16 protein-coding genes and 1 pseudogene are annotated in these 20,862 nt (G+C 71.3%); 11 read left to right on the top strand and 6 right to left on the bottom strand.

All coding sequences use genetic code 11. The annotated features are described in order from the left end of the window. The first annotated feature begins 29 nt into the window (after positions 1-29). Complete coding sequence (locus tag OG842_RS37195; RefSeq protein WP_266734526.1) at positions 30-1,106, top strand: DUF4419 domain-containing protein; 1,077 nt, start codon at positions 30-32, stop codon at positions 1,104-1,106. Between the two features lie 39 nt (positions 1,107-1,145). Here the strand turns inward: OG842_RS37195 and OG842_RS37190 are convergent, their stop codons facing one another. Beyond that, a complete protein-coding gene (locus OG842_RS37190) occupies positions 1,146-3,056 on the bottom strand; it encodes an ATP-binding cassette domain-containing protein (protein WP_401876181.1) in 1,911 nt (636 codons plus the stop codon). A gap of 379 nt (positions 3,057-3,435) precedes the next feature. On the opposite strand from OG842_RS37190, the gene OG842_RS37185 reads away from it, so the two are divergent. From OG842_RS37185 to OG842_RS37170, 4 genes are all read left to right on the top strand, one after another. Further along, entirely contained in the window at positions 3,436-4,536 is a 1,101-nt protein-coding gene (locus tag OG842_RS37185) for a helix-turn-helix domain-containing protein (RefSeq protein WP_266734527.1), read from the top strand. A 291-nt stretch (positions 4,537-4,827) separates the two neighbouring features. After that, positions 4,828-5,781 carry an alpha/beta hydrolase gene (locus tag OG842_RS37180; RefSeq protein WP_266734528.1) on the top strand — a complete coding sequence of 318 codons (954 nt, stop codon included), beginning with the start codon at positions 4,828-4,830 and terminating at the stop codon, positions 5,779-5,781. 49 nt (positions 5,782-5,830) lie between these two features. Further along, the gene (locus OG842_RS37175; RefSeq protein ID WP_266734529.1) at positions 5,831-7,456 is read left to right on the top strand and encodes a flavin-containing monooxygenase; all 1,626 of its coding nucleotides are present in this window, start codon (positions 5,831-5,833) and stop codon (positions 7,454-7,456) included. Then, positions 7,453-8,364: an SDR family NAD(P)-dependent oxidoreductase gene (locus tag OG842_RS37170; protein ID WP_266734530.1), complete on the top strand. Its 912-nt coding sequence runs from the start codon at positions 7,453-7,455 to the stop codon at positions 8,362-8,364. The genes OG842_RS37175 and OG842_RS37170 overlap by 4 nt, the downstream gene beginning before the upstream one ends. Positions 8,365-8,445: 81 nt before the next feature. Here OG842_RS37170 and OG842_RS37165 read toward each other — a convergent pair whose 3' ends face one another. Next, positions 8,446-9,276, bottom strand: coding sequence for an SDR family oxidoreductase (locus OG842_RS37165; protein WP_266734531.1), 831 nt, complete (start codon positions 9,274-9,276; stop codon positions 8,446-8,448). Positions 9,277-9,418: 142 nt separating this feature from the next. Between OG842_RS37165 and OG842_RS37160 the strand changes: the two genes are divergently transcribed. Next, positions 9,419-10,051: an acyl-CoA-like ligand-binding transcription factor gene (locus tag OG842_RS37160; protein ID WP_401876179.1), complete on the top strand. Its 633-nt coding sequence runs from the start codon at positions 9,419-9,421 to the stop codon at positions 10,049-10,051. 66 nt (positions 10,052-10,117) lie between these two features. Continuing rightward, positions 10,118-11,725 (top strand): MDR family MFS transporter, encoded by a 1,608-nt coding sequence (locus OG842_RS37155; RefSeq protein ID WP_266734533.1) that lies wholly within the window; start codon positions 10,118-10,120, stop codon positions 11,723-11,725. A gap of 107 nt (positions 11,726-11,832) precedes the next feature. On the opposite strand, the gene OG842_RS37150 is transcribed toward OG842_RS37155, so the two are convergent. Next, positions 11,833-12,609, bottom strand: a complete 777-nt coding sequence (locus tag OG842_RS37150; RefSeq protein WP_266734534.1) for a hypothetical protein — start codon at positions 12,607-12,609, stop codon at positions 11,833-11,835. Between the two features lie 152 nt (positions 12,610-12,761). Then, positions 12,762-13,622, bottom strand: a complete 861-nt coding sequence (locus OG842_RS37145; protein ID WP_266734535.1) for an alpha/beta fold hydrolase — start codon at positions 13,620-13,622, stop codon at positions 12,762-12,764. 58 nt (positions 13,623-13,680) lie between these two features. On the opposite strand from OG842_RS37145, the gene OG842_RS37140 reads away from it, so the two are divergent. The 3 genes from OG842_RS37140 to OG842_RS37130 all read left to right on the top strand — a co-directional run bounded on the left by OG842_RS37140 (position 13,681) and on the right by OG842_RS37130 (position 15,524). Next, positions 13,681-14,289: a TetR/AcrR family transcriptional regulator gene (locus OG842_RS37140; protein ID WP_266734536.1), complete on the top strand. Its 609-nt coding sequence runs from the start codon at positions 13,681-13,683 to the stop codon at positions 14,287-14,289. Between the two features lie 120 nt (positions 14,290-14,409). Continuing rightward, the gene (locus OG842_RS37135) at positions 14,410-14,880 is read left to right on the top strand and encodes a DUF5959 family protein (RefSeq protein WP_266734537.1); all 471 of its coding nucleotides are present in this window, start codon (positions 14,410-14,412) and stop codon (positions 14,878-14,880) included. Positions 14,881-15,023: 143 nt separating this feature from the next. Next, entirely contained in the window at positions 15,024-15,524 is a 501-nt protein-coding gene (locus OG842_RS37130) for a DUF1203 domain-containing protein (protein ID WP_266734538.1), read from the top strand. A 335-nt stretch (positions 15,525-15,859) separates the two neighbouring features. Here the strand turns inward: OG842_RS37130 and OG842_RS37125 are convergent, their stop codons facing one another. Next, positions 15,860-18,145 carry an ATP-binding protein gene (locus OG842_RS37125; RefSeq protein ID WP_266737249.1) on the bottom strand — a complete coding sequence of 762 codons (2,286 nt, stop codon included), beginning with the start codon at positions 18,143-18,145 and terminating at the stop codon, positions 15,860-15,862. A gap of 265 nt (positions 18,146-18,410) precedes the next feature. Here OG842_RS37125 and OG842_RS37120 point away from each other — a divergent pair. Then, positions 18,411-19,086, top strand: a pseudogene (locus tag OG842_RS37120) (GlxA family transcriptional regulator); the annotation flags it as partial. 32 nt (positions 19,087-19,118) lie between these two features. On the opposite strand, the gene OG842_RS37115 reads toward OG842_RS37120, so the two are convergent. Then, positions 19,119-20,774 carry a TlrC/CarA/OleB/SrmB family ABC-F type ribosomal protection protein gene (locus OG842_RS37115; protein ID WP_266734539.1) on the bottom strand — a complete coding sequence of 552 codons (1,656 nt, stop codon included), beginning with the start codon at positions 20,772-20,774 and terminating at the stop codon, positions 19,119-19,121. Positions 20,775-20,862 lie beyond the last annotated feature (88 nt).

The raw sequence follows: 20,862 nt of genomic DNA, 5'->3' as shown, positions 1-20,862 counted from the left end.
AAGAATGCTGCTGGGGATCGGGGATCGGGATGGCTGTCGAGATAGACCTGCCGCTCGGCGAGAACGCCGGTGCTGATGCCGATTCCGATGCCCATGCCGCCCGGCTCGCTGCCGAGCTCACCGAGCTGGGGAACGAACGCTTCCTCCGTGCGGCGCTGCCCGGTACGGCACGCTTCCACCACCGCAGCACCGACCGGCTCGTCGGTTGGCCGACGACCGCCCCGGAGGCCGTTGAGCCCGCCTCCAGCCTCCTGTTGCGCGCCATCCACCTATGCTTCACGGCCCACTTGCCCCTGAGCCTGTCCCCCGACCTGCTCTGGTACGCCGTCGTGCACGAGACGGCCGTACACATCCGCCTCAACTCCCGTACGTACGAGGGGGTCTTCACCGAAACACCGGGAAAGCAGCAGCTCATCACCGTTCGCGACGACCTGGCGGCGCTGGACTGGGAGCGCTCGATCAACCTGGTCAAGCAGCCGCTGCGGGCCCGGATCGGCGACGACGTGGCCGATCTGTTCCAGCCCACGTTCTCCACCACCACTCCTGGTGACGCCACGGCCGCGCTGGTGGCGCTGATGGACGTGGTCAGCCCGTACTACCGCTTCCAGTGGGTCTCGCTCTGCGGAATCCCCCGGATCAGGCTGGAGGGCTCGGGCCGGGACTGGCGGCTTCTGGCCGCCCGCGTACGTGAACTGGAAGGGTGGTTCGAGGGTCTGCGTCTGTGGTTCAAGGCCCTGCACCCCGTGCTGGACGCGATCTGCGCGACGGCCTCGGGATGGGGAGCGGACCGGGAGTTCTGGCGTTCGCTGTACAAGTGGGAGTCTGCCTCCGGCGGCGATCGTGTGACGGGCTGGATCACCACCTTCTTCGCCCACCGGTACACCGACGACGGCCCCGTTCCCAAGAAGTCGTTCGGCCCGGGGGCCACCGTGGAGGAGGACTTCCCCTCACATCTCTCGCGCGTCCCGTTCCGCTGGGAGACGCCGGCCGGCGATCTCCGGATGGCCTTTCTGGGGGGCGTTCTCGGCGTCGCCCGCGACGGTGAGTGGGTCCGCCCCCTGCTCGGTCATGCGGTGGTGGAACTGGCCGCGGATCACGCGGTGTGATCCCGCGTACGGTTCACGGCCGGACGGTCGGACGACCGGTCAGCGGTCCTGCGACAGCTCCAGGAGTTCGGCGAAGGTGCCTGCCGCGTGGACCAGGTCCTCGTACCGGCCCTGTTCGGTGATGCGGCCGTGCTCCATCACGACGATGTGGTCGGCGATCCTGGTGTTCTCCAGCCGGTGGGTGACCACGACCGTGATGCGGTCGCCGGCGATGGCCTTGATCCGCTCGAAGATGCCGTGCTCACCGCGTGGGTCCATCTGCGAGGTGGGCTCGTCCAGGATCAGCAGCGACGGCCGACGGTACAGCGCGCGGGAACAGGCCAGCCGCTGCCACTGTCCGCCGGACAGCTCCGCGCCGCCGAAGAGCTCGCGGGCGAGGAGGGTGTCCAGACGCTCCGGCAGTTCCTCGACCGCCTCACGCATTCCGACCGCGTCGACCGCCTCCCACACGGGTCCGTCGTCGGCGGTGCGGGGCTGGCCGAGGGTGATGTTCTCCCGCACCCGCAGCGGCCACTGGGCGAAGATCTGCGGGACCAGCCCCGTGCGGCGCCAGACGGAGGCCGGGTCGACCTCGGCGAGATCCGCTCCGTTCCAGGTCACTCTGCCCTTGTCGGGCAGGTTGATTCCGGTGAGCAGCCGGGTCAGGGTCGACTTCCCCGAGCCGTTCGTGCCGACGATCGCGAGGATCTGGCCGCGCCTCAGTGTCAGGGAGACGCCAGCGACGGCCGGTTTCTCCTTCCCCGGGTACTGATAGACGACTTCGTCGAGCCGGATCTCGTCGACCGGACCGGTGACGGCGCGATCCCCTCGCCTGGGCGCCCGCGCGGCGGCGGCGTCGAGGAATGCCTGCATGTCGCCGAGGTAGAGGCTGGTGTGGAAGACCGCGGCCCCGTTGATGACGACCTGCGACAGGGAAGCCAGCGTGGTCTGCACGGCCAGGACCGCGGTCGCGGCGATCGCGAGCCCGATCCGGCCGGTCACGGCGAGCCAGGCCAGTACGGCCCAGGTGAGGACGAGGAACGCACCGCCGGCCAGTGAGGAGAGCAGGGCGATGCGCAGGGTGCGCGGGGCGGCGGCCAGGGTCCGCCGGTCGCACCGTTCGGACAGTGACCGGTACCAGAACAGCAGGTAGTCGGTCATTCCGTTGGCGCGTACCTCGTCACCGTACTTGGGCGTGGTGGACCACCAGCGCATCATGCCCCGCACATTGCGGTCGGCGACGTTGGCGTAGTGGATCTCGTAGTCCACGCGCGCGGTCAGGACGGCTCCGATCCCGGCGGGCAGGACGGCGAGGAGCAGCAGCGGCAGCATCGCCGGGTTCAGTACGGACAGGACGCCGCCGGCGGTGACCATGCGGATCAGGGCGGACATGAGCCTCTGGGCATCGGTGACCATCACCTGGGTGCGCAGCACGCCCATCTCCGCGGCCTCCTGGCGGTCGGCGAAGCCGTGCTCCGAGTAGGCCGCGGCCTCGACCCGGCAGACCGCCTCGACCAGGGCGGTGTCCGTCTCGGTGGTCAGCCTCGGGGTGATGCGCCTCTCGGCGTACGTGGCCGTCGCGCCCGCCGCCCGGGCGAGGGCGGCCGCGACGGCCACGAGAAGGAGCGCCGGCAGGGCGTCGCGCAGCCGTTCGGCCACGGCGCCGGTCCCGAGGACGGGTTTCATCGCCCGTGCCGTCGCCGTCAGAAGGACGGCCGCGGACAGGCCCGTCAGCAATTGGCACCCGATCAGCAGCCGCACCGCATTGCGGTCGGTACGCCACGACAGCCGGGCGATCCGGTGCAGGACCGTCGGGATCTGCCCGCACATCTTCCGGAAGGAGACCTCGGCGAGCGGGTTGACCGCGTACTGCCCGCTGTAGCTGAACTCCGCCGGAGGCGGTGGTGGCAGTTGCGGTGGCGGCGGCGATGCTGTCGTGAACTGCTGCTTTCCTGTCTCGGTCGAGGTCAAGTGAGCTCCCTGGTAGGTCGCTTGGGCATGTCATGGAGCTCAACGACCGGGCCGGATTCTTCGAACACATGTATTTGAGCCGAGGTGGATTCCGTACGGCAGAGCGAGAAACGGAGCGTGCGGGATGCACCGACCGTTGCCGGGTACGGAGGCGGCTCGGAGCGACGTTGGCCGAAACGCCGACGCCCCCCGCGCGAGCCCGGGATCGGGAGCCGAGCCAGGTCGCTCGCGGACTCCGCCGCCCCACTCCCGGCCGGGCGCCGTCGGCATCACCTCGTGGCCACCCACCGCGGCCGCACCTCTTCCCCACTCCGCCGCGGTGGACGACACTCGTCCCAAGATCACAGCACTCTGCGACGGGGGAGATCGGAGTGGGTACATGCGGGGTCTCGTGCTGCGGCTGGCCGGGCTCAATGCCGGGGCGGAGAGCGCCATGCGGCTCATTGGCTTCTTCGACACCCTCGTCGAGCAGCGGCTCGGCCTCGACGGGGTACTGGGGATGGCGGCCCGGGTCGCCGAGTGTCCGGTCGGGCTGTCCGGGCCCGGTTGCGACGGTCTGACGGCCGGGCCGGACGGCAGGACCCGGCCAGGCGGGTCTCCCCCGGGCGCGGCGGTACGGGAGCTGCGCGACGGGCAGTACGCCTGGCTGGCACGCGAGGGTGGACCGCAGCCCTTCGACGAGCTGCTCCTGGAGCGGCTGGCGCTGGCCTGCGACACCGTGCTGAGCCGTCGCGGCAGCGAGGCCGTACCGCTCGACCCTGCGCTGCTGGAGACCGTCATCAGCTCCACCGCGCCGCTGCCCGAGCGGGCGCGCGCGCTGCGGCTGCTGGGTTTCGCGCCCTCGGGCCCGCTCACCGTCCTGGCCGTCGACGGTGGGCGGGGCCCGCAGGGGATGGCGCCGGTCCTCGAACGGCTCCCTCCCGCCCCGGCGGGCCGCCGCCGGACGGCCGCTCTCGGCTCGGTGCACGCGGTGGCCGTGGTGGGCCCGCTGCCCGAGCGGCTGCTCGCCCCGGCGGGCTTCCGGATCGGGGTGGGTCCCGAGGTCACCGCGACCGAGGCGCCGCGCTCCTGGGAGGGTGCGGTGCGGGCGCTGCGGTTCGCGGGGACGTCGCGCTCGGATGTGGGGCTGGCCCCGGTCGCGGAGGAGCCCGCGATCTACCACTCCTCGCTCGGCGCCTTCGAGGTGCTGGCGAGGGAACTGTCCGGCCCGGCCATCGCCGGCATAGGCGACCTGGACGTCCTGGACGCGCTCGCGGCGGAGCCGGGCAGCGGCACGGAGATGCTGACCACACTCGAGGTCCTGGTGCAGGCGGGTTCGCTGCGCGCGGCGGCGCGGGAGTTGCACCTGCACCACAACTCGGTGGCGGTGCGGGTCGCGCGGGCGGAGGCGGCGCTCGGTTACGGGCTGGGCGAGACGGTGGGCCGCTTCCGGCTGGCGCTCGCCCTGGCCCTGCGGCGCCTGCGGGACAACCCGGCGTAGCGGCGAATGCGCGCACGGAGCCGGTGGCGCGGGCGGGACGCGCGACAGGTGGAGCGAGGGACGTTGTCGAATGGGCGGGGCCCCTCTCCCCCGCCCGCCGGACGAGTCGCACCCTGTCCCCTCCGCCCGCTAGGCGCAAGCCGCCAACCGGCGCGGACGGGGGCGGATCGCGCGCCACCCGGCTCATGACCCGGTCGGGGCCGCGGACACAGACTGGCGACGTCAGCAGCGGTTCTCCCGGGCGGTCCTGTTCCGTCCGGTGCCGCTCCGTGCCGTCCGCCGGAGGCCCCCGTGCCCCTTCCCCTGCCCGTCGATCCCGAACTCGCCCCGTGGCTGGCCCTGCTGCCCGCCCTCGATGTCGGTGACGCCGCCGCCGCGCGGGCCACCGTCGAGGCGATGGGTGCCGCCGCGCCGCCCTTCGTCCTCCCCGAGGGCGTCGAGTCGAGCGAGCACCGCGTAGTGGGGGCCCCTGGCGCCCCCGAGGTTCCCATGTCGGTCTTCCGTCCGGCGGGGTCCGGTACCGGGCTGCCGGCCGTGCTCTATGTGCACGGCGGCGGGTTCATCCTGGAGGAGGGTGACGGGGACCGGGCCCTCGCCGCGCGATGGGCGGCCGAACTCGGCGCCGTCGTCGTCTCCGTGCGATACCGGCTGGCCCCCGAGCACCCCTATCCTGCCGCCACCGAAGACTGTTACGCGGCCCTGGATTGGCTGGCGGCGAACGCCGACGGCCTGGGGGTGGACCCGGCCCGGATCGCCGTCGCCGGGATGAGCGCCGGGGGCGGTCTCGCCGCCGCGCTCGCCCTGCTGGCCAGGGACCGCGGTGGACCGGCGTTGTGTTTCCAGCTGCTCGACATACCGGAGCTGGACGACCGCCTGGACACCCCCTCCATGCGGGAGTTCACCGACACGCCGGTGTGGAACCGCACCAACGCCGTGCACAGCTGGCGGGCCTACCTCGGGGCCGACCGCGACCCCGCCGCCCCGGTGCCCGCCTATGCCGCGCCCGCCCGCGCCGAGGACTTGTCGGGGCTGCCGCCCGCGTACGTCGCCGTGAGCGACCTCGACCCACTGCGCGACGAGGGACTCGACTACGCCCAGCGCCTCGTACAGGCCGGTGTCCCCACCGAACTGCACCTGTTTCCCGGCACCTTCCACGGCGCGGCCGGCTTCGTGCCGGACACGGCCGTGACCCGCCGCATGACCGAGGGCGCGCTGGACGCGCTGCGTCGCGGCCTCGCCGTCTGAAGAAACGCCTGAAGGAACCCACTCCCTCCCCCCACTCAAGGAGCCGCACATGACCGACTCAGCAACCACCGTTCCGGAGTACGACGCACTCGTCGTCGGCGCCGGGTTCGGCGGCCTCTACGCCCTGCACCAGCTGCGCGCGCACGGGTTCAGCTGCCACGCCTTCGAGACGGGCGACGACGTCGGCGGCACGTGGTACTGGAACCGCTATCCCGGAGCCCGCTGCGACGTCGAGAGCCTGGACTACTGCTACTCGTTCTCCGCCGAGCTGCACGCCGAGTGGGACTGGTCCGAGCGCTTCGCCACCCAGCCCGAGATCCTGCGCTACGCCGGACACGTCGCGGACCGCTTCGACCTGCGGCCGATGATCTCCTTCGAGACGCGGGTGGTCTCGGCCGTCTGGGAGGAGGAGGGCAGGACATGGCTCCTGACCACCGATACCGGCCGCCGCGCCAGGGCACGGTTCCTCGTCACCGCCGTGGGCTGCCTGTCCGCATCCCGCATCCCCGACCTGCCCGGTCTCGGCACGTTCGGCGGCGAGGTGCACCACACCGGCCGCTGGCCGCACGAGGGCGTGGACCTCGCCGGCAAGCGCGTCGCCGTCATCGGAACGGGCTCCTCCGGCATCCAGGCCGTACCCGAACTCGCTTCGAATTCAGCTCACTTGACTGTCTTTCAGCGAACCCCCAACTACAGCCTGCCGGCCCGCAACCGGCCGCTTTCGGGCCGCGAGAGCTGGCGGGCCAAGACGGAGCTGGAGGAGCTGCGCACTTATGCCCGTACGGGATTCTCCGGCTTCTACATCGCCTCCACCGGCCGTTCGGCCCTCGACGTGGGCGAGGAGGAGCGCCGGTCCGCCTTCGAGCGCAAGTGGGCCATCGGCGGGACCGAGATCATGTCGGTCTTCAACGACATACTCACGGACGGGAAGGCCAATGACCACCTCGCCGAGTTCGTCCGCGAGAAGATCCGGGACGCCGTGGACGACCCGGAGACGGCACGCAAGCTCGTCCCGGTGGACTACCCCATCGGCACCAAACGCATCTGCGTCGACACGGGCTACTTCTCCACGTACAACCGCGAGAACGTCGATCTCGTCGACCTGCGGGCCGAACCGCTCGTGGAGATCACCGAGGACGGCATCCGCACCGAAGCCGGCACGTACCCGGCCGATGTCCTGGTGCTGGCCACCGGCTACGACGCCATGACCGGTCCGCTCACCCGCATCGACATCCGCGGGACGGGCGGCCGGGCCCTGAAGGAACAGTGGGCCTCGGGACCGCGCAGCTACCTGGGTCTCTCGGTGGCCGGCTTCCCCAACCTGCTCACGGTCACCGGGCCCGGCAGCCCCTCGGTGCTGGTCAACATGGTGCGGGCGGTCGAGCAGCACGTCGAATGGATCGTGGACTGCCTGCGGCAGCTGCGCGAGGACGGTGTGGAGCGGATCGAGGCGCGGCCGGAGGCACAGGACTCCTGGGTCGCCCATGTCAACGAGGTCGCCGACACGACGCTCTACCCGCGTGCCGACTCCTGGTACGTGGGCGCCAACGTGGAAGGAAAGGCACGGGTGTTCATGCCGTACGCGGGCGGGCTCAACAACTATCGGGAGCGGTGCGAGGAAGTGGCCCGGTCCGGCTACCAGGGCTTCGCGCTGGGTACGGAGGTGTCGGCGTGAGGCGGGACACGCTGAGGCTGGACGGGCGCTCCGTCGTCGTCACGGGCGCGGGCCGCGGACTCGGCCGGGCCTATGCCCTGGACCTCGCCGCGCGCGGCGCCCATGTCGTCGTCAACGACCTGGGAACGGCGACGGACGGCACCGGGAGCGAGGACTCGGGCCCGGCGGCGCAGGTCGTCGAGGAGATCCGGGCGGCGGGCCAGACGGCGGTCGCGAGCACCGCGGACGCGAGCGGTATCGAGGGGACGCAGTCCCTGATCGATCTGGCGTGCGCCGAGTTCGGCTCCGTCGACGGGATCGTGGCGAACGCCGGGATCTACCGGCCCGGGCTGGACTTCACCGACATCGACGAGGCGCTGCTGGAGCGGATGACGGCCATTCACTCCCTCGGCGCCTGGCGGCTGGTACGGGCCGCCTGGCCCCGATTCACGGAGAGCGGACGGGGCCGGGTCGTCCTGGTCACCTCGGCGGCCGGTCTGTACGGAATGGCCGGGAACGCCGCGTACTCCCTGCTCAAGGCGGGGATCGTGGGGCTGACGCGGACGCTGGCCGCCGAGGGCGCCCCCCACGGTATCCGTGTCAATGCGGTGGCTCCGGTGGCCTGGTCACGGATGTCGGCGGCGACCGAGGGCGTGCCGGCGGAGGTGCTGGAGCGGATGCGGGAGCAGGCGCCGCCCGAGGCGGTCGCGCCGGTCGTGGCCGCGCTCCTCGCGGATGACGTACCGGTCACGGGCGAGGTGCTGAGCGCGGGACGCGGCCGCGTGGGGCGGGTGCTGACGGGTGAGACCCCGGGCATCCGCTCGGCGGACGGCGGACCGCTGCTCGCCCAGGACCTCACCGAGCGGCTCGACGAACTGCTCTCCGCGGACGGGGTGGTGTACCCGGCCTCGGCGCACGAGACCCCCTGAGCGGATTCCGGGGCGGGATGAGCGCAGGGGACACTCCCGGGCGGCGGGGACGCCCCCGGGGACGTCCCCCGTCCGTCTGCCTCAAGCCGCCACGGCGAGGAACCGGCGGGCACCGCGCAGTGTCGTTTGCAGCCTCCGCTGGGTGGTACGGCTGTCGAGGCGGATGTCGAGTCCCCCGGGAAGTGCGCTTTCGGCCCGCAGACCCGCGGGCAGGCGGGAGGCGTCGAGCCCGTCGCGCCGGGCGATGAGGATGCCGAGCTCGTGACGGCTCACGGCGTCGGTTCCCGCCAGATGGTGAACGCCCTTCGAGTCGTCGTAGGCGAGTTCCAGCAGGGCGGCGGCCAGGTCGGTGACATGCACCGGGCATCGGATGTCGTCGGTGAACAGGACTCCGTCGCGGGTCCCGGCCGCGAGGCCGTGCACCGCGCGTACGTGCTCGGAACGTCGGCCGTCGCCGATGATCAGTGAGGTACGGGCAATGACGGCATCGGCGTGCAGGAGGCGGACGCCCGTCTCCGCCGCTGCTTTCGCCGCACCGTAAGGAGTAAGAGGGTCGGGGAGGCAGGATTCGTCGTAGTGGACGCGGGTACCGGAGAAGACCGCGTCGCTCGATACATGGATCAGGCGGCTGCCGTACTTCGCCGCGGTCATTGCCAGCCGGACAGGACCCTCCGCCGTGACCGTCCAGTCGGATCTGCTGCTCGTCGCGTTGATGATCACGCGCGGTCCCACCTCGGCCACGACCGCTTCGACGCGATCGGGGGCGCGCAGGTCGAGGGCGTGCCAGGTGGCCTCCGCGGTGCCGCCGGCGCCGGTCGCGAAGGTCGCGGCCGTCGTGTACCCCGCCGCCACCGCCCGGCGGACCAGCTCGGTACCCAGGAAACCACTGCCGCCGATGACCAGGAGTGTCATGAGGCGACACAGTAGAGGATCATTCGGTCGGCCGTGGGCACCGGACTTTCGCCGTACCACCCCGATCCCGCCCCTGGCGGGCACACGGCCGGGGGTGCGAACGCCCGAGAATAATTTTGCGCAGCACGCAAACTTGCATAGCATGCACTTCATGAGCGCCGACAATGCCGACAGCGCCGACGACACGGCTCTCGGGCTGCGCGAGCGCAAGAAGCGCGCGACACGCGACGCACTCGCGGACGCGGCGCTGCGCATGGCCGCGGACCGCGGGATCGAGAACGTGACCGTGGAAGCGGTCACCGATGCGGTCGGCGTCTCCGTGCGCACCTTCTTCAACTACTTCCCGTGCCTCGAGGACGCGATCACCCGCCCGAACCACGACAACGCCGAGCGGACCCGTCGCGCGGTGCTCAACGCACCGGAGGAACTCACGGCACTCAACGCCCTGCGCGAGGCGGTCGGCCAGGAGCTCGCCCACATCGAGGAGGACCACGAACGCTGGGAGCTCCAGATGGCCGTGCTCAGGAAGAGTCCTGCACTGCTGTCCGGATTCCTGGCCGCCCAGGGCGCGGACGAACGCGCGCTGGTCGCCGCCGTGGCCGAGCGCCTCGGCCGGGACCCCGATACCGATCTCCGCCCCCGGCTGCTCGCGCTCGCGACGATCGCCGCCGTGCGCGCCGCCGTGGAGCTCTGGGTGGCCTCCGGCCGTACTCGCACGTTCCAGAGCATCTATCGCGAGGCTTTCGCCTCGCTGGCCGCCGGTCTGAACGACTGAGGCACATCCGAAGGCCCCGCCCGGGGCCGTTCGACCGAGAAACCAGAGAATGAGGAACGCCAGCCGATGAGCGCTGCCGTCACACCCGAAGCCGGCACGGCCGGTGCGCCCGAGGGGGCCGCACCAGCCATGACGCGTCGTCAGATACTCCAGGCCATGTCCGGCCTGATGGCCGGCATGTTCGTGGCCATCCTGGCCTCCACCGTGGTCTCCAACGCACTTCCCCGCATCATCGCCGACCTGCACGGCACCCAGTCCTCGTACACCTGGGTGGTCACCGCGGAGCTTCTGGCGATGACTGCGACCGTTCCGATCTGGGGCAAGCTGTCCGACCTCTACGACAAGAAGCTGCTCATCCAGCTGTCCCTCTCGATGTTCATCGTCGGCTCGCTGGTCGCCGGCTTCTCGCACAGCGTCGGCCTGCTCATCGTGAGCCGTGTGGTGCAGGGCATCGGAGCGGGCGGTCTCACGGCGCTCGCCCAGGTCGTGATGGCGGCGATCATTCCGCCGCGTGAACTCGGCCGCTACTCGGGCATCTTCGGTGCCGTGTTCGCCGTCGGCACCGTCGCGGGACCGCTCATCGGCGGTGTGCTCGTGGACACCTCCTGGCTGGGATGGCGCTGGTGCTTCTTCATCGGCGTGCCGTTCGCGCTGCTCGCGATCGCGCTGCTCCAACTGACCCTGAAGCTGCCCACGGTCCGCCGGGAAGTGAAGATCGACTACCTCGGCGCCGTCCTCATCATGAGCGGGGTCAGCGCCCTGCTGCTGTGGGTGACCCTCGCGGGCAACCGGTTCGACTGGGCGTCGTGGCAGACCGCCGTCCTGGTCACCGCCGGTGTGGTCCTGCTGACTGCCGCGGTACTGGTCGAGTCCGTGGTCAAGGAACCGATCATCCCGCTGGGCATCTTCCGCAACCGCACCGTGACGCTGACGACCGTGGCGAGCCTGCTGGTGGGCGTGGCCATGTTCGGCGGCACGGTGTTCCTCTCCCAGTACTTCCAGATCTCGCTCGGCAAGACGCCGACCGTCGCCGGCCTGATGAGCCTGCCGATGATCCTCGGTCTGATGATCTCCACAACGGTCGCCGGGCAGATCATCTCGGCCCGCGGCAAGTGGAAGGGCTTCCTGATCGCGGGCGGCATCATCATGACCGCGGGCATGGGCCTGCTGTCCACGATCAGCGCGGAATCCTCGTTCGGGCTGCTCAGTGTGTACATGGTGGTGCTCGGCGTGGGCGTCGGCATGCTGATGCAGAACCTGGTGCTGGCGGCCCAGAACGACGTGCCCGCGTCGGAGCTGGGTGCGGCGACCTCGGTGCTGTCGTTCTTCCGCAGCCTCGGTGGGGCGATCGGCACGAGCGCGCTGGGCGCCGTGCTCAGCCACCGGGTGGCGAGCGAGATGGCGAAGGGCTTCGGCGGGGCGGCGGACAACGGGGGCGCCGGACACGGCGTTCCCGACCTGTCCACGCTTCCCGAGCCTGCCCGGCAGATCGTCGAGCACGCGTACGGGGTCGCGACCGCGGATGTCTTCCTGATCGGAGCACCCTTCGCGTTCCTCGCCCTGATCGCGGTGCTGTTCATCAAGGAGAAGCCGCTCAAGACGCAGAGCGGCATGGAGCGGCTCGCGCAGGAGAACGCCGCCGGCGGGAAGTCGCCGGCTACCCCGGCGCACTGACCCCCAGCGGGGCAATGAGACCAACGGCCACACCGATCAGCCGATCGGTGTGGCCGTTGGTCTCCGCGGGGTCAGCGGGGTCAGCGGGGTCAGCGGGGTCAGCGGGGTCAGCGGGCGGGAGGAGCGGGCCAGGCGCCCGGTTGCGCCGGGCGGTTCGGTTTCTTCCCGGCCGAGCGGTTGCTGATGAGCGCCTGCCGGATCTGCGCGGCGGTCGCCCGTGCGTGCTCCGAGGTGGAGATCGCCTCGGCGGTGGCGGGGACGAAGCGGTGGGCCGGCCGCCGGCAGTACGGGCAGGGCGCTCCGTCGGCGAGGAGATAGCCGTCCTCGCAGACCCGGTTCGAGCAGTTGGTGGGGCTTACGAGGGCCTCGGCGATCTCCTGGGGTGCCCAGCGGCGGCGGTTCTCCTCGTCGCGTTCGTGGATCGCGTGGGACCAGCGGTTGCTCCAGCGCCTTTCGATCCGGTCGAGGAGCTGGGCGGCCGTCCGGAGCTTGAGCTCCTCGTACAGGATGTCGTGCAGGGTGCGCGGGACGCGATGCCCGAGTGCCTGGAGCAGTGGCTGGGGAAAGCCCTGCATGATGAAGCGGATCGGGTCGCTGCCCGGGCTCTGCTTCCACTGCTGGCAGTTGCAGACTCCCCCGTCGGGCAGCGGCTTGAGGCAGCGGGTGCACAGGCCGCGGCAGTCCACGCAGATCCCGTCGTTCAGCCCGTCCAGATGCGGCGCGGGCGCCCGGCCGCATTCGCGGCAGCAGGCCGCGCACAGCCCGCACAACCGCTCGTTGCCCTGCTGAGTCGTCCAGTTCCGCTGCTGACAGCGGCAGCACAGGCTGGTGTTGCAGTAGTCGCTGTGCTCGCCGTTGTGCCGGCCGAGGGGAGCGAAGGACATGGTGCTTCCTCTTTTCGTGCCCGCGCACGGTCTTGCTCCGTACAGCGTAAGGGCTGCCCCGTGGTCCCCGGTGGGCAAGGCCCGAACCGGGTGGCACGGCTCACAGGAAGTCCTCGTGGCCGCACCGGCGGCAGCACACCGGCCTCTCGCTCTCAGGCGATCTCCTCCTCCTTCATGAACCGGCGCAGTTCGTGGGCGAGCGCCGACGGGTTGTCCATGGGTACCAGCGTTCCGGCCCCGGGGATCTCGACGTATCGCCCCCGCGGCAGCAGTGCGGCCAGGCGCCGGCCGGTCTCGGGCGGCATCATCCGGTCCTCCGCGCCCCAGGCCACCAGCGCCGGCCGGTCGAAGTGCCGCAACCGTTCGGCGGCCCGCAGATAGGTGTCCTTCTGCGTGGAACGCAGAAGGCGGGCGAGGTCGCGGCGGATGGCCCGGTCGGTCAGCAGCGGCCCGTACCAGCGGCGCACCCGCTCGTACGGGATCCCGCGCGCCGTCATTCCGCCCAGCGAGCGGCGCATCGATGCCAGGAAGGGCACCCGGAAGGACTGGAGGAGCAGGAACAGGCCGCCCGGCACCCGGCTCGCGGCCAGGAGCGTGCGGCCCTGGACGCCCGGCGGATAGTTGTCGAGCGCCTCGCAGGAGGTGAGCACCAGGCGGGCGATGCGCTCGTCGCGCACGCCGGGCAGGAGCTGGGCGGTGCCGGCGTCGTTCTGCACCAGCGTGACCGCGCGCAGGTCCAGCCGCTCCAGGAATTCGGCGAGCAGGTCCGCGACGCCCTGTGCCGACAGATCCGCGGTCGGCCGCATCGGGTGGCGGTGGCTGCCGAGCGGCAGGACGGGGACCACCACGCGGAAGTCTTCGCGCAGCTCCGCCACGAGGCCGTCCCAGACCGATCCGTCGAAAGCGAGCCCGTGGACGAGCACCACGGTCCCGCCCGGCCCGTCCCCCGTTCCGGTGTCTGTTCGGGTGTCGGTGTACTCGATGGTTCCGGCGCTCAGTTCGATTTCCGGCATCGTATGGCCTCCCCGTGACCGCTACTTGATAGACCGATCTAGTGAGAGACTATCCGGCATGAGGACCACCGGCGACACCAGGCAGCGGATCGTCGCTGCCGCCACCGAACTCTTCCGGCGCCAGGGCTACGCGGCGACCGGCATGAAGCAGATCGTCTCGGAGGCCGGGGCCCCGTACGGCTCGGCGTACCACTTCTTCCCCGGAGGCAAGGGCCAGCTCGGCGAGGAGGTGATCCGTACCTCCGGAGCCGCTTATCTGGAGCTGATCGGCAGTCTGTTCGCCGACCACGGGGCGGATCCGGCAACCGCCACCGCTGCCGCCTTCACGGGCGCGGCCGAGACCCTGCGGGAACTGGACTTCACCGACCCGTGCCCGATCGCCACCGTGGCCCTGGAGGTCGCCAGTACGCACGAGGCGCTGCGTCGCGCGACGGCGGACGTCTTCGCCTCGTGGATCGAGGCCCTAGCCGCCTTCTACGCCGCTGCGGGCATCGCGGTGGACACCGCCCGGGACACCGCGGGCTCGGTGATCGCCCTGCTGGAAGGTGCCTTCATGCTCGCCCGCGCGGCCCACGACACGGCCCCGGTCCTCGCCGCGGCCCGTGCGTCCGCCGCGATCGTCCGTGAGGCGCTGGGGTCCGCCGAACCATGCCGGGCCGTCCCGTGACGGCCCGGCCCCGGAACCACTGATCGCAGCGCTCGTTCTCCGGGGCCTCCCACAGCCGCGCGCAGCCCATGGGAGAGAATGCACGCGACATGCACCAGCCAGGCCATGCGGAGGCACACAGTGGGAAAGCCGGAGCCCGTCGACCTGATCCATCTGGCGGACGCAGCCGGGGGCCAGTGCGTCGTTCGCGTCACCGGGCGCCACCAGCCCGGCGTTCTGCCCGGACACGACACCCTGCGCGCCGACGTACTGGTGTCCACCGACTTCCTCGACGCACGGCTCGATCTCTTCCTCTCCCAGCGGGATCTGTCCACCTGGGCGCAGCAGTTGGAGGGCCTGGCGCCCAGGGGCACGGCGGAGATCGGTGGCGACCGAGGGCTGCAGCTCGGTCTTCGCGTCAACGAGGACCGGTCCCTGAGCGTGACGATCCACGACCCCGACCGGCTCTCCACGCTGTTCGCGATCCAGCCGCACGACGACTGGGTCCAGGACCATAGGGCCCGCCTGGAGCGCGTTCGTCAGGTCTGGCCCAGCGAGGTCGTCGAGGCCGCCCCGATGGTCTACGAGTGGAGCCCGGTCCGCGGCGGGTGAGCGCCTGCGGCACGCGGACACCCCGGTGGCACCGCGCGACGACCGCACGCCCCCGGGCGGCCGCTCCCCGACGAAGCCGGAACGGGCAGGGCAACGTCCGATTCCCGCCAGCTCCGGGACGGGCGTCCGCGGATGCTGGAGCCATGACCACGACTTACCAGGTGCGGGCCATCGACCCCGCCGTGCTGAAGCGACTGCGGGAACGGGACGACGCCGGTCGGACCCGGACACCCCTCACCGATCCGGAGGGTGGTGCCCCGCTGCGCTGCTGTCTGCGGCACAGCGAGGCGGGCGAGCGCATCGTCCTCGTCTCCTACGCGCCGTTGCGTCGCTGGGCGGCGGAGACGGACGCCGAGCCGGGCCCGTACGACGAGTGCGGTCCGGTCTTCGTTCATGCCGAGGAGTGCGACGGACCGGCTTCCGGCCCCGGCTATCCGGCCGAGCTGCACGGTGCTCGCCGGGTGCTGCGGGCCTACGACGGCCGGGGGCACATCCTCGGCGGGCGACTGATCGAGATCCCCAAAGAACGGGCCGCCGAGGTGGACGACGCACTGCACGAGGTCTTCGCCGATCCGGCAGTGGCCCTCGTACACGTCCGCGCGGTGGAGTTCGGCTGTTTCATGGTCGAGGCGCGCCGCCGGTAGGCGGGGCAGGGGGTGGGTTTCAGCGGTCGGAATCATGCGCTTGCACCGCCGACAGCGCGGGCACATGTTTCCGGTGTGCCGCCAGGGAGGTGGGAGCACTCGGGTCCGCGACAGCCCCGTCCACCAACGCTGCGCAGTAACTCCGCCTCCCCGGCGGCACGCCCAGCCTGCCGCACCCCACGGTGCCGCGACGCGCGTTGAACCGCAGGTCAGTACACGTATCTGTGCCGTCGGACCCGTCTCACCCCGTTGGCGTCGGCATACGTACCGGTGGCGGAACGGGTATACGTACGACTGTGGGGCGGCCGGGGCGGGACGCTGCCACGGGACAGCCCTCAGGGGCTCAGCACCGACGCGATCTCCGTGCGCGAATCGATCGCGAGCTTGGTGAGAATGCGCTCGACATGTGTGTCCGCGGTGCGCTTGGAGATCACGAGCTGCTCGGCGACCTCCCGGTTGGACAGCCCGCTCGCGACCAGCGTGGCGACTTCCCGTTCGCGCGGGGTGAGTACATCGGCCGGCGTGGACCCCTGCCGGCTGCGGGGCAGGCGCCCCGCGGAGAGCGGGCTGTCGGTGTCCGCCCGTACCGCGTGCAGGATCTCGGTGCCCGACAGCCGCGCCCCCACGCCGTGCCAGCGTTCGTACTCCGTGTCTCCCAGCGCTTCCCGCAGGGCGTTGCGGGTTGCCTCCTGCTGGTCCAGCAAGGACGCCAGCATGGCAACGGGGTCGCCGCTGAGCCGCCGCGCGCCTTCCGCGTACCCCAGCAGCCACGCCGCCCTGACGTAACGTCCCCGTTCCGCGGCGTGCCAGGCCAGGCCCAGGCAGCAGAGCGCGGCGACCAGTACGTCACCGATCTCGCTGATGGAGTCCAGGGCCTGCCGCAGCGCGTCGGCAGCCTCCTCGTGGCGGCCGGCGAGCCAGAGAATGAAGCCCTGCGCCAAGAGCGTGGAACCGTAGAACTGGCGATCACCCGTGCCGTCCAGATGGGCCAGCCCCACCTCGCACAGCTCCAGGGCCCCGTCGGGGTCCCCGAGCACCGCGCGCAGCAGCGCGCCTTCGTAGTGGACCATGCTGATGCCCAGCGAGTCGCCCACGGCGACGATCCGCCGACGCCCCTGTTCCAGATCGGCCAGTCCCTCGTCGATCTCGCCGCAGAGCGCTCGCATCGATCCGATGTACGGCTCCGTGAACAGTGCCACGCGCTGTTCGTCGCAGTTCAGCGCGGCCTCCCGCGCCTGCTGGAAAAAGGCCGGCGCCACTGCCAGGTCGGCGGTCCAGGTGGCGAACACTCCGGTCATGAACAGGCCCCAGGCCCGCTCCGAGCAGTCCTCGGGCACCAGGCGGAGCCCCTTGTCGATCCAGTACAGCCCCTCGGACAGGGTGCCGGTCGCCCTCCAGTGCGGGGCGAGCTGCACGGCGAGGCTCAGCCCTTCCACCGCACGGTCCGGGACCGTGAAGGCGTACTTCATCGCGGCCCGGATGTCGGCGATCTGGCTGCGCACCGCTCGATGGAGCTCGGCCTGCGCCGGGGTGATGAGTTCGGCCCACAGGCGCCCGGCCGTGTCCCGGTGGTACTCGAAGTGCCGCCCGCGCACGGCGGCCGCGTCGCTCTCCTCGTCGAGGCGCTCGGCACCGTACTCCCGGATCGTGTCCAGGAACCGGTAGCGCGCCCCGTCCTCGCCGACGCGCTGCACGACCGACTTGTCCACCAGGCCGAACAGCGCCTCCAGGACGGCGTCGGACGGGAGCCCGTCGTCCCCGCCCACCCGTTCCGCGGCCGACAGTTCGAATGGCCCGGCGAAGACGGACAGGCGCGCCCACAGCAGCCGCTCCGCCGGTGTGCAGAGCTCGTGGGACCAGCCGATGGTGGTACGGAGCGTCTGGTGCCGGGCGCAGGCCGCGCGCTGCCCGCCGGTGAACACCTCGAACCGGCGGTCCAGCCGGGCCACCAGCTCGGCCAGGGGGGCGACCCGCAGCCGCACGGCGGCCAGTTCGAGGGCGAGCGGGATTCTGTCGAGCCGTTCGACGAGCGCCAGCGTCTGTGTCCGGTTGGCTTCGGTGATGGTCCAGCCCGGCAGGACGCGGGCGGCTCGCTGCGTGAACAGCTCCACGGCGTCGTCCACGCCGAGCGGGGCGATCGGCATCGTCCGCTCGTCGGCCACGTCGAGGGGCTGCCGGCTGGTGGCCAGTACACACACCTCGGCGGCCTCGCGCAGCAGGACGTCGCAGAGAACGGCGCAGGCGTCGACCATGTGCTCGCAGGTGTCGAGCACGATGAGCAGCTGCTGCCCCTTGAGATGGGCGACGACCGCGTCCAGGGGTTCCATACCGGCCTGGTCCGGGACGCCCAGCACGGTGGCCAGCGTCGCGGGTACCAGTTCGGGGTCGGACAGGGCCGACAGCTCGGCCAGCCACACCCCGTCCGGGAACCGTTCCCGCAGGCCCTCCGCCGCACGCAGGGCGGTGCGGCTCTTGCCGACACCGCCGGGGCCCACCAGGGTGACGAGCCGTACCTCGCGGAAGGCTTCCTGGATCAGCGAGATCTCCTCGGCACGTCCGACGAAACTGGTCCGCTCGGCGGGGGGTTGCCCGCCGCGCCGCTGCCCGAAGCCGAATCCCATGGCGTCCCCGTGATGCTCAAGTCCCGCACCTTCGCGCGACATGGGCACAGTGTAGATGCGCGACTTCGGAGAGTTGCCAAAGTTCGAATGGATACGCAGCGGCTGCGAATCCTCGGTGCGTGAGGGACGTGCCGGCGTGCGGGCGGGGGTACGGGGCCGTCACCCGCCGCGTACCCCCGCTCCCGGCATCACCCGGCCCTCCCGGCCCGACGCGCTCAGTCGGTGTTCCGGTCCTCCCGGCCCTCCACCACCAGGACGATCTTCCGGCACGCGCATGGTGTCCATCTGCACCGGTGCGTTCGTGCCGGCCGCCGCGGGCTGCTCGACGGCCGCCGGGCCACCACCCACTGGGACCTGAGCGGATGCCTCCGCAAGTGGTTCCCGCACGTCCAGCTGGATCCGAAGGTCCTGTTCGTGGACGACGGCGATGTGCTGACCGCGGCGGGGGCCGCCGCCGGGGTCGACATGTGCCTGCATCTGGTGCGTACGGACCACGGCAGCGCGATCGCCAACCAGGTGGCCAGGCACTGTGTGGTCCCGCCGTGGCGGGAGGGCGGACAGGCGCAGTTCATCGACCAGCCGGTACCGGAGCCGACCGGGCAGAGCACTTCCGCCACCCGCCAGTGGGCGCTGGAGCGGCTGCACGAACCGCTGGCTTCACCGACCTCGCCACCCACGCCCGGATGAGCCGCCGCACCTTCGCTCGGCGCTTCCAGAACGAGGTGGGGGTCAGCCCCGGGCGCTAGCTCACCCAGCAGCGCGTCGCCCGGGCCCGGCACCTCCAGGAATCCACCGCCCTGCCCGTGGACGAAGTCGCCACTCGGACCGGCTTCAGCAGCGACACCTCGCTGCGCCAGCATCTGCACGCGGCCATCGGCGTCCCCCCGCTCACCTACCGAAGGACATTCCGCGGAGCGGCCACGGCCGGTGCCAAAGCCTGACGCGGGGTCCGGGGCCCCCTGGTGAAGGTGGCTCAGGCCGCCCCGGAATCCGCGATGTGCCCGCGGTCCATGGTGAGCCGGGCGCCGGTGAACCGGGAACGCATCCGGCGGTCGTGGGTGACGACGACCACGGCACCCCGGAAGTCCACCAGCGCCTGCTCCAGCTCCTCGACCAGCACCGGGGTGAGGTGGTTGGTGGGCTCGTCCAGCAACAGCAGGTCCATCGGCTCACTGACCAGCCGCGCGATCTCGATCCGGCGCCGCTGTCCGTACGACAGGTCCTTCACCCGTCGCCGTAGGTCGGACGGGCCGAACAGGCCCAGGGAGAGCAGCTTTTCGGCGTGGTCCGCCAAGTAGCCGCCCCGGCCGTGGGCGAAGGCCCGCAGCACGGTCAGTTCCGGCGGCCAGGGTGTCTCGTCCTGCCGCAGGTGCCCGACCCGGCAACCGACGCGCACCGAGCCGCTGTCCGGTGCCAACTCCTCGGAAAGCACCCGCAGCAAGGTGGACTTGCCCGCACCGTTGGGACCGGTGATCATCAGCCGCTCGCCCGGCCGGATCCGCAGGAAGCCGACGGACAGCCGGTCCGCGACTCTCACCTCGGTGAGTTCGGCCACCGCCTCCTCCGCCGCCTCCGGGCCCACGGATTCGATGCGGGCCGCGAAGGAAAGCGGGTCCGCGGGGGCGTGGACCGGGCTCTCGGTCAGCTGGGCCACGCGTTGCTTGGCGTTGCGGATCCGCGCCATCGCGCCATGGTCCCGTCCGCGCCTGCGGTACGCACCGTGGCCGAACGAGGAGAGGGCCATCTTGCGCGGGATGTTGTCCATCCGCGCCACGTTGGAGGCGATCAGCCCCTGGTTCCGGTCGAGTTCGGCGCGCCACTCCTCGTACTCCCGCAGCCGCCGCGCACGTTCCACGGCCTTGGCCGCCAGATACCCCTCGTAGCCGTCGCCGTAGCGGGTCACGCGGCCGGAGCCGACCTCCAGGATCGTGGTGGTGAGCCGGTCGAGGAACACCCGGTCGTGGGTGACCGCGATCACCGTGCCGCGGTGGCCCCGCAAGTGGTCCTCCAGCCATTCCATCGCCCCGTCGTCGAGGTCGTTGGTCGGCTCGTCGAGCAGCAGCAGTTCCGGTGCCGAGGCCAGGGTCGCCGCGAGTGCCAGCCGGGAGCGCTCGCCGCCGGAGAGGGTCCTGAGCCTGCGGTCGCGGTCCAGGCCCGGCAGTCCGAGGCCGTGCAGCGCGACCTCCACCCGTACGTCGGCCTCGTAGCCGCCACGCGCCTGGTACCGCTCGATGAGGACGGCGTAGCGCTGGAGGATGGCGGACAGCTCCGATTCGGGGGCGTCCGCGTCGTGCTCGGCCAGTTCCGCCTCCGTCCGGCGCATCGCCGCTTCGAGCTCGCGCAGGTCGGACAGGGCCAGGTCGACGGCGTCCTGGACGGTGGCGTCGAGCGGCAGCTCCAGAGTCTGCGCCAGGTAGCCGATGCCGCCGGGAGCGACCACGGTGAGCATGCCGTTGTCGGGCTGCTCACGGCCGGCGAGGACCTTGAGCAGTGTGGACTTGCCGGATCCGTTGTCGCCGATCACACCGACCTTCTCGCCCGGCTTGATGCTGAAGCCGACCCGGTCGAGCACGATGCAGTCGTGGTAGCGCTTGGTGATGTCATGGAGGGCGAATTGCGCAATCGACACGCGTGTATCTCCTGTTTCCAGATGAGGACGGGTGAATGCGTGAGCGCGCTGAGCGGTACGGCCGGAGAATGCGGCACAACCGAAAGAG

The sequence above is a fragment of the Streptomyces sp. NBC_00376 genome, assembly GCF_036077095.1.
Lineage (GTDB): Bacteria > Actinomycetota > Actinomycetes > Streptomycetales > Streptomycetaceae > Streptomyces.
This window is presented reverse-complemented; position numbering and strand designations above follow the sequence as displayed.

Bases quoted from the DNA above. Each gene is read 5' to 3' on its own strand.
- OG842_RS37185 (WP_266734527.1), top strand. From the start codon at position 3,436: ATGCGGGGTCTCGTGCTGCGGCTGGCCGGGCTCAATGCCGGGGCGGAG.
- OG842_RS37175 (WP_266734529.1), top strand. From the start codon at position 5,831: ATGACCGACTCAGCAACCACCGTTCCGGAGTACGACGCACTCGTCGTC.
- OG842_RS37195 (WP_266734526.1), top strand. From the start codon at position 30: ATGGCTGTCGAGATAGACCTGCCGCTCGGCGAGAACGCCGGTGCTGAT.
- OG842_RS37165 (WP_266734531.1), bottom strand. From the start codon at position 9,276: ATGACACTCCTGGTCATCGGCGGCAGTGGTTTCCTGGGTACCGAGCTG.
- OG842_RS37155 (WP_266734533.1), top strand. From the start codon at position 10,118: ATGAGCGCTGCCGTCACACCCGAAGCCGGCACGGCCGGTGCGCCCGAG.
- OG842_RS37160 (WP_401876179.1), top strand. From the start codon at position 9,419: ATGCACTTCATGAGCGCCGACAATGCCGACAGCGCCGACGACACGGCT.
- OG842_RS37130 (WP_266734538.1), top strand. From the start codon at position 15,024: ATGACCACGACTTACCAGGTGCGGGCCATCGACCCCGCCGTGCTGAAG.
- OG842_RS37125 (WP_266737249.1), bottom strand. From the start codon at position 18,145: ATGGGATTCGGCTTCGGGCAGCGGCGCGGCGGGCAACCCCCCGCCGAG.
- OG842_RS37150 (WP_266734534.1), bottom strand. From the start codon at position 12,609: ATGTCCTTCGCTCCCCTCGGCCGGCACAACGGCGAGCACAGCGACTAC.
- OG842_RS37145 (WP_266734535.1), bottom strand. From the start codon at position 13,622: ATGCCGGAAATCGAACTGAGCGCCGGAACCATCGAGTACACCGACACC.
- OG842_RS37140 (WP_266734536.1), top strand. From the start codon at position 13,681: ATGAGGACCACCGGCGACACCAGGCAGCGGATCGTCGCTGCCGCCACC.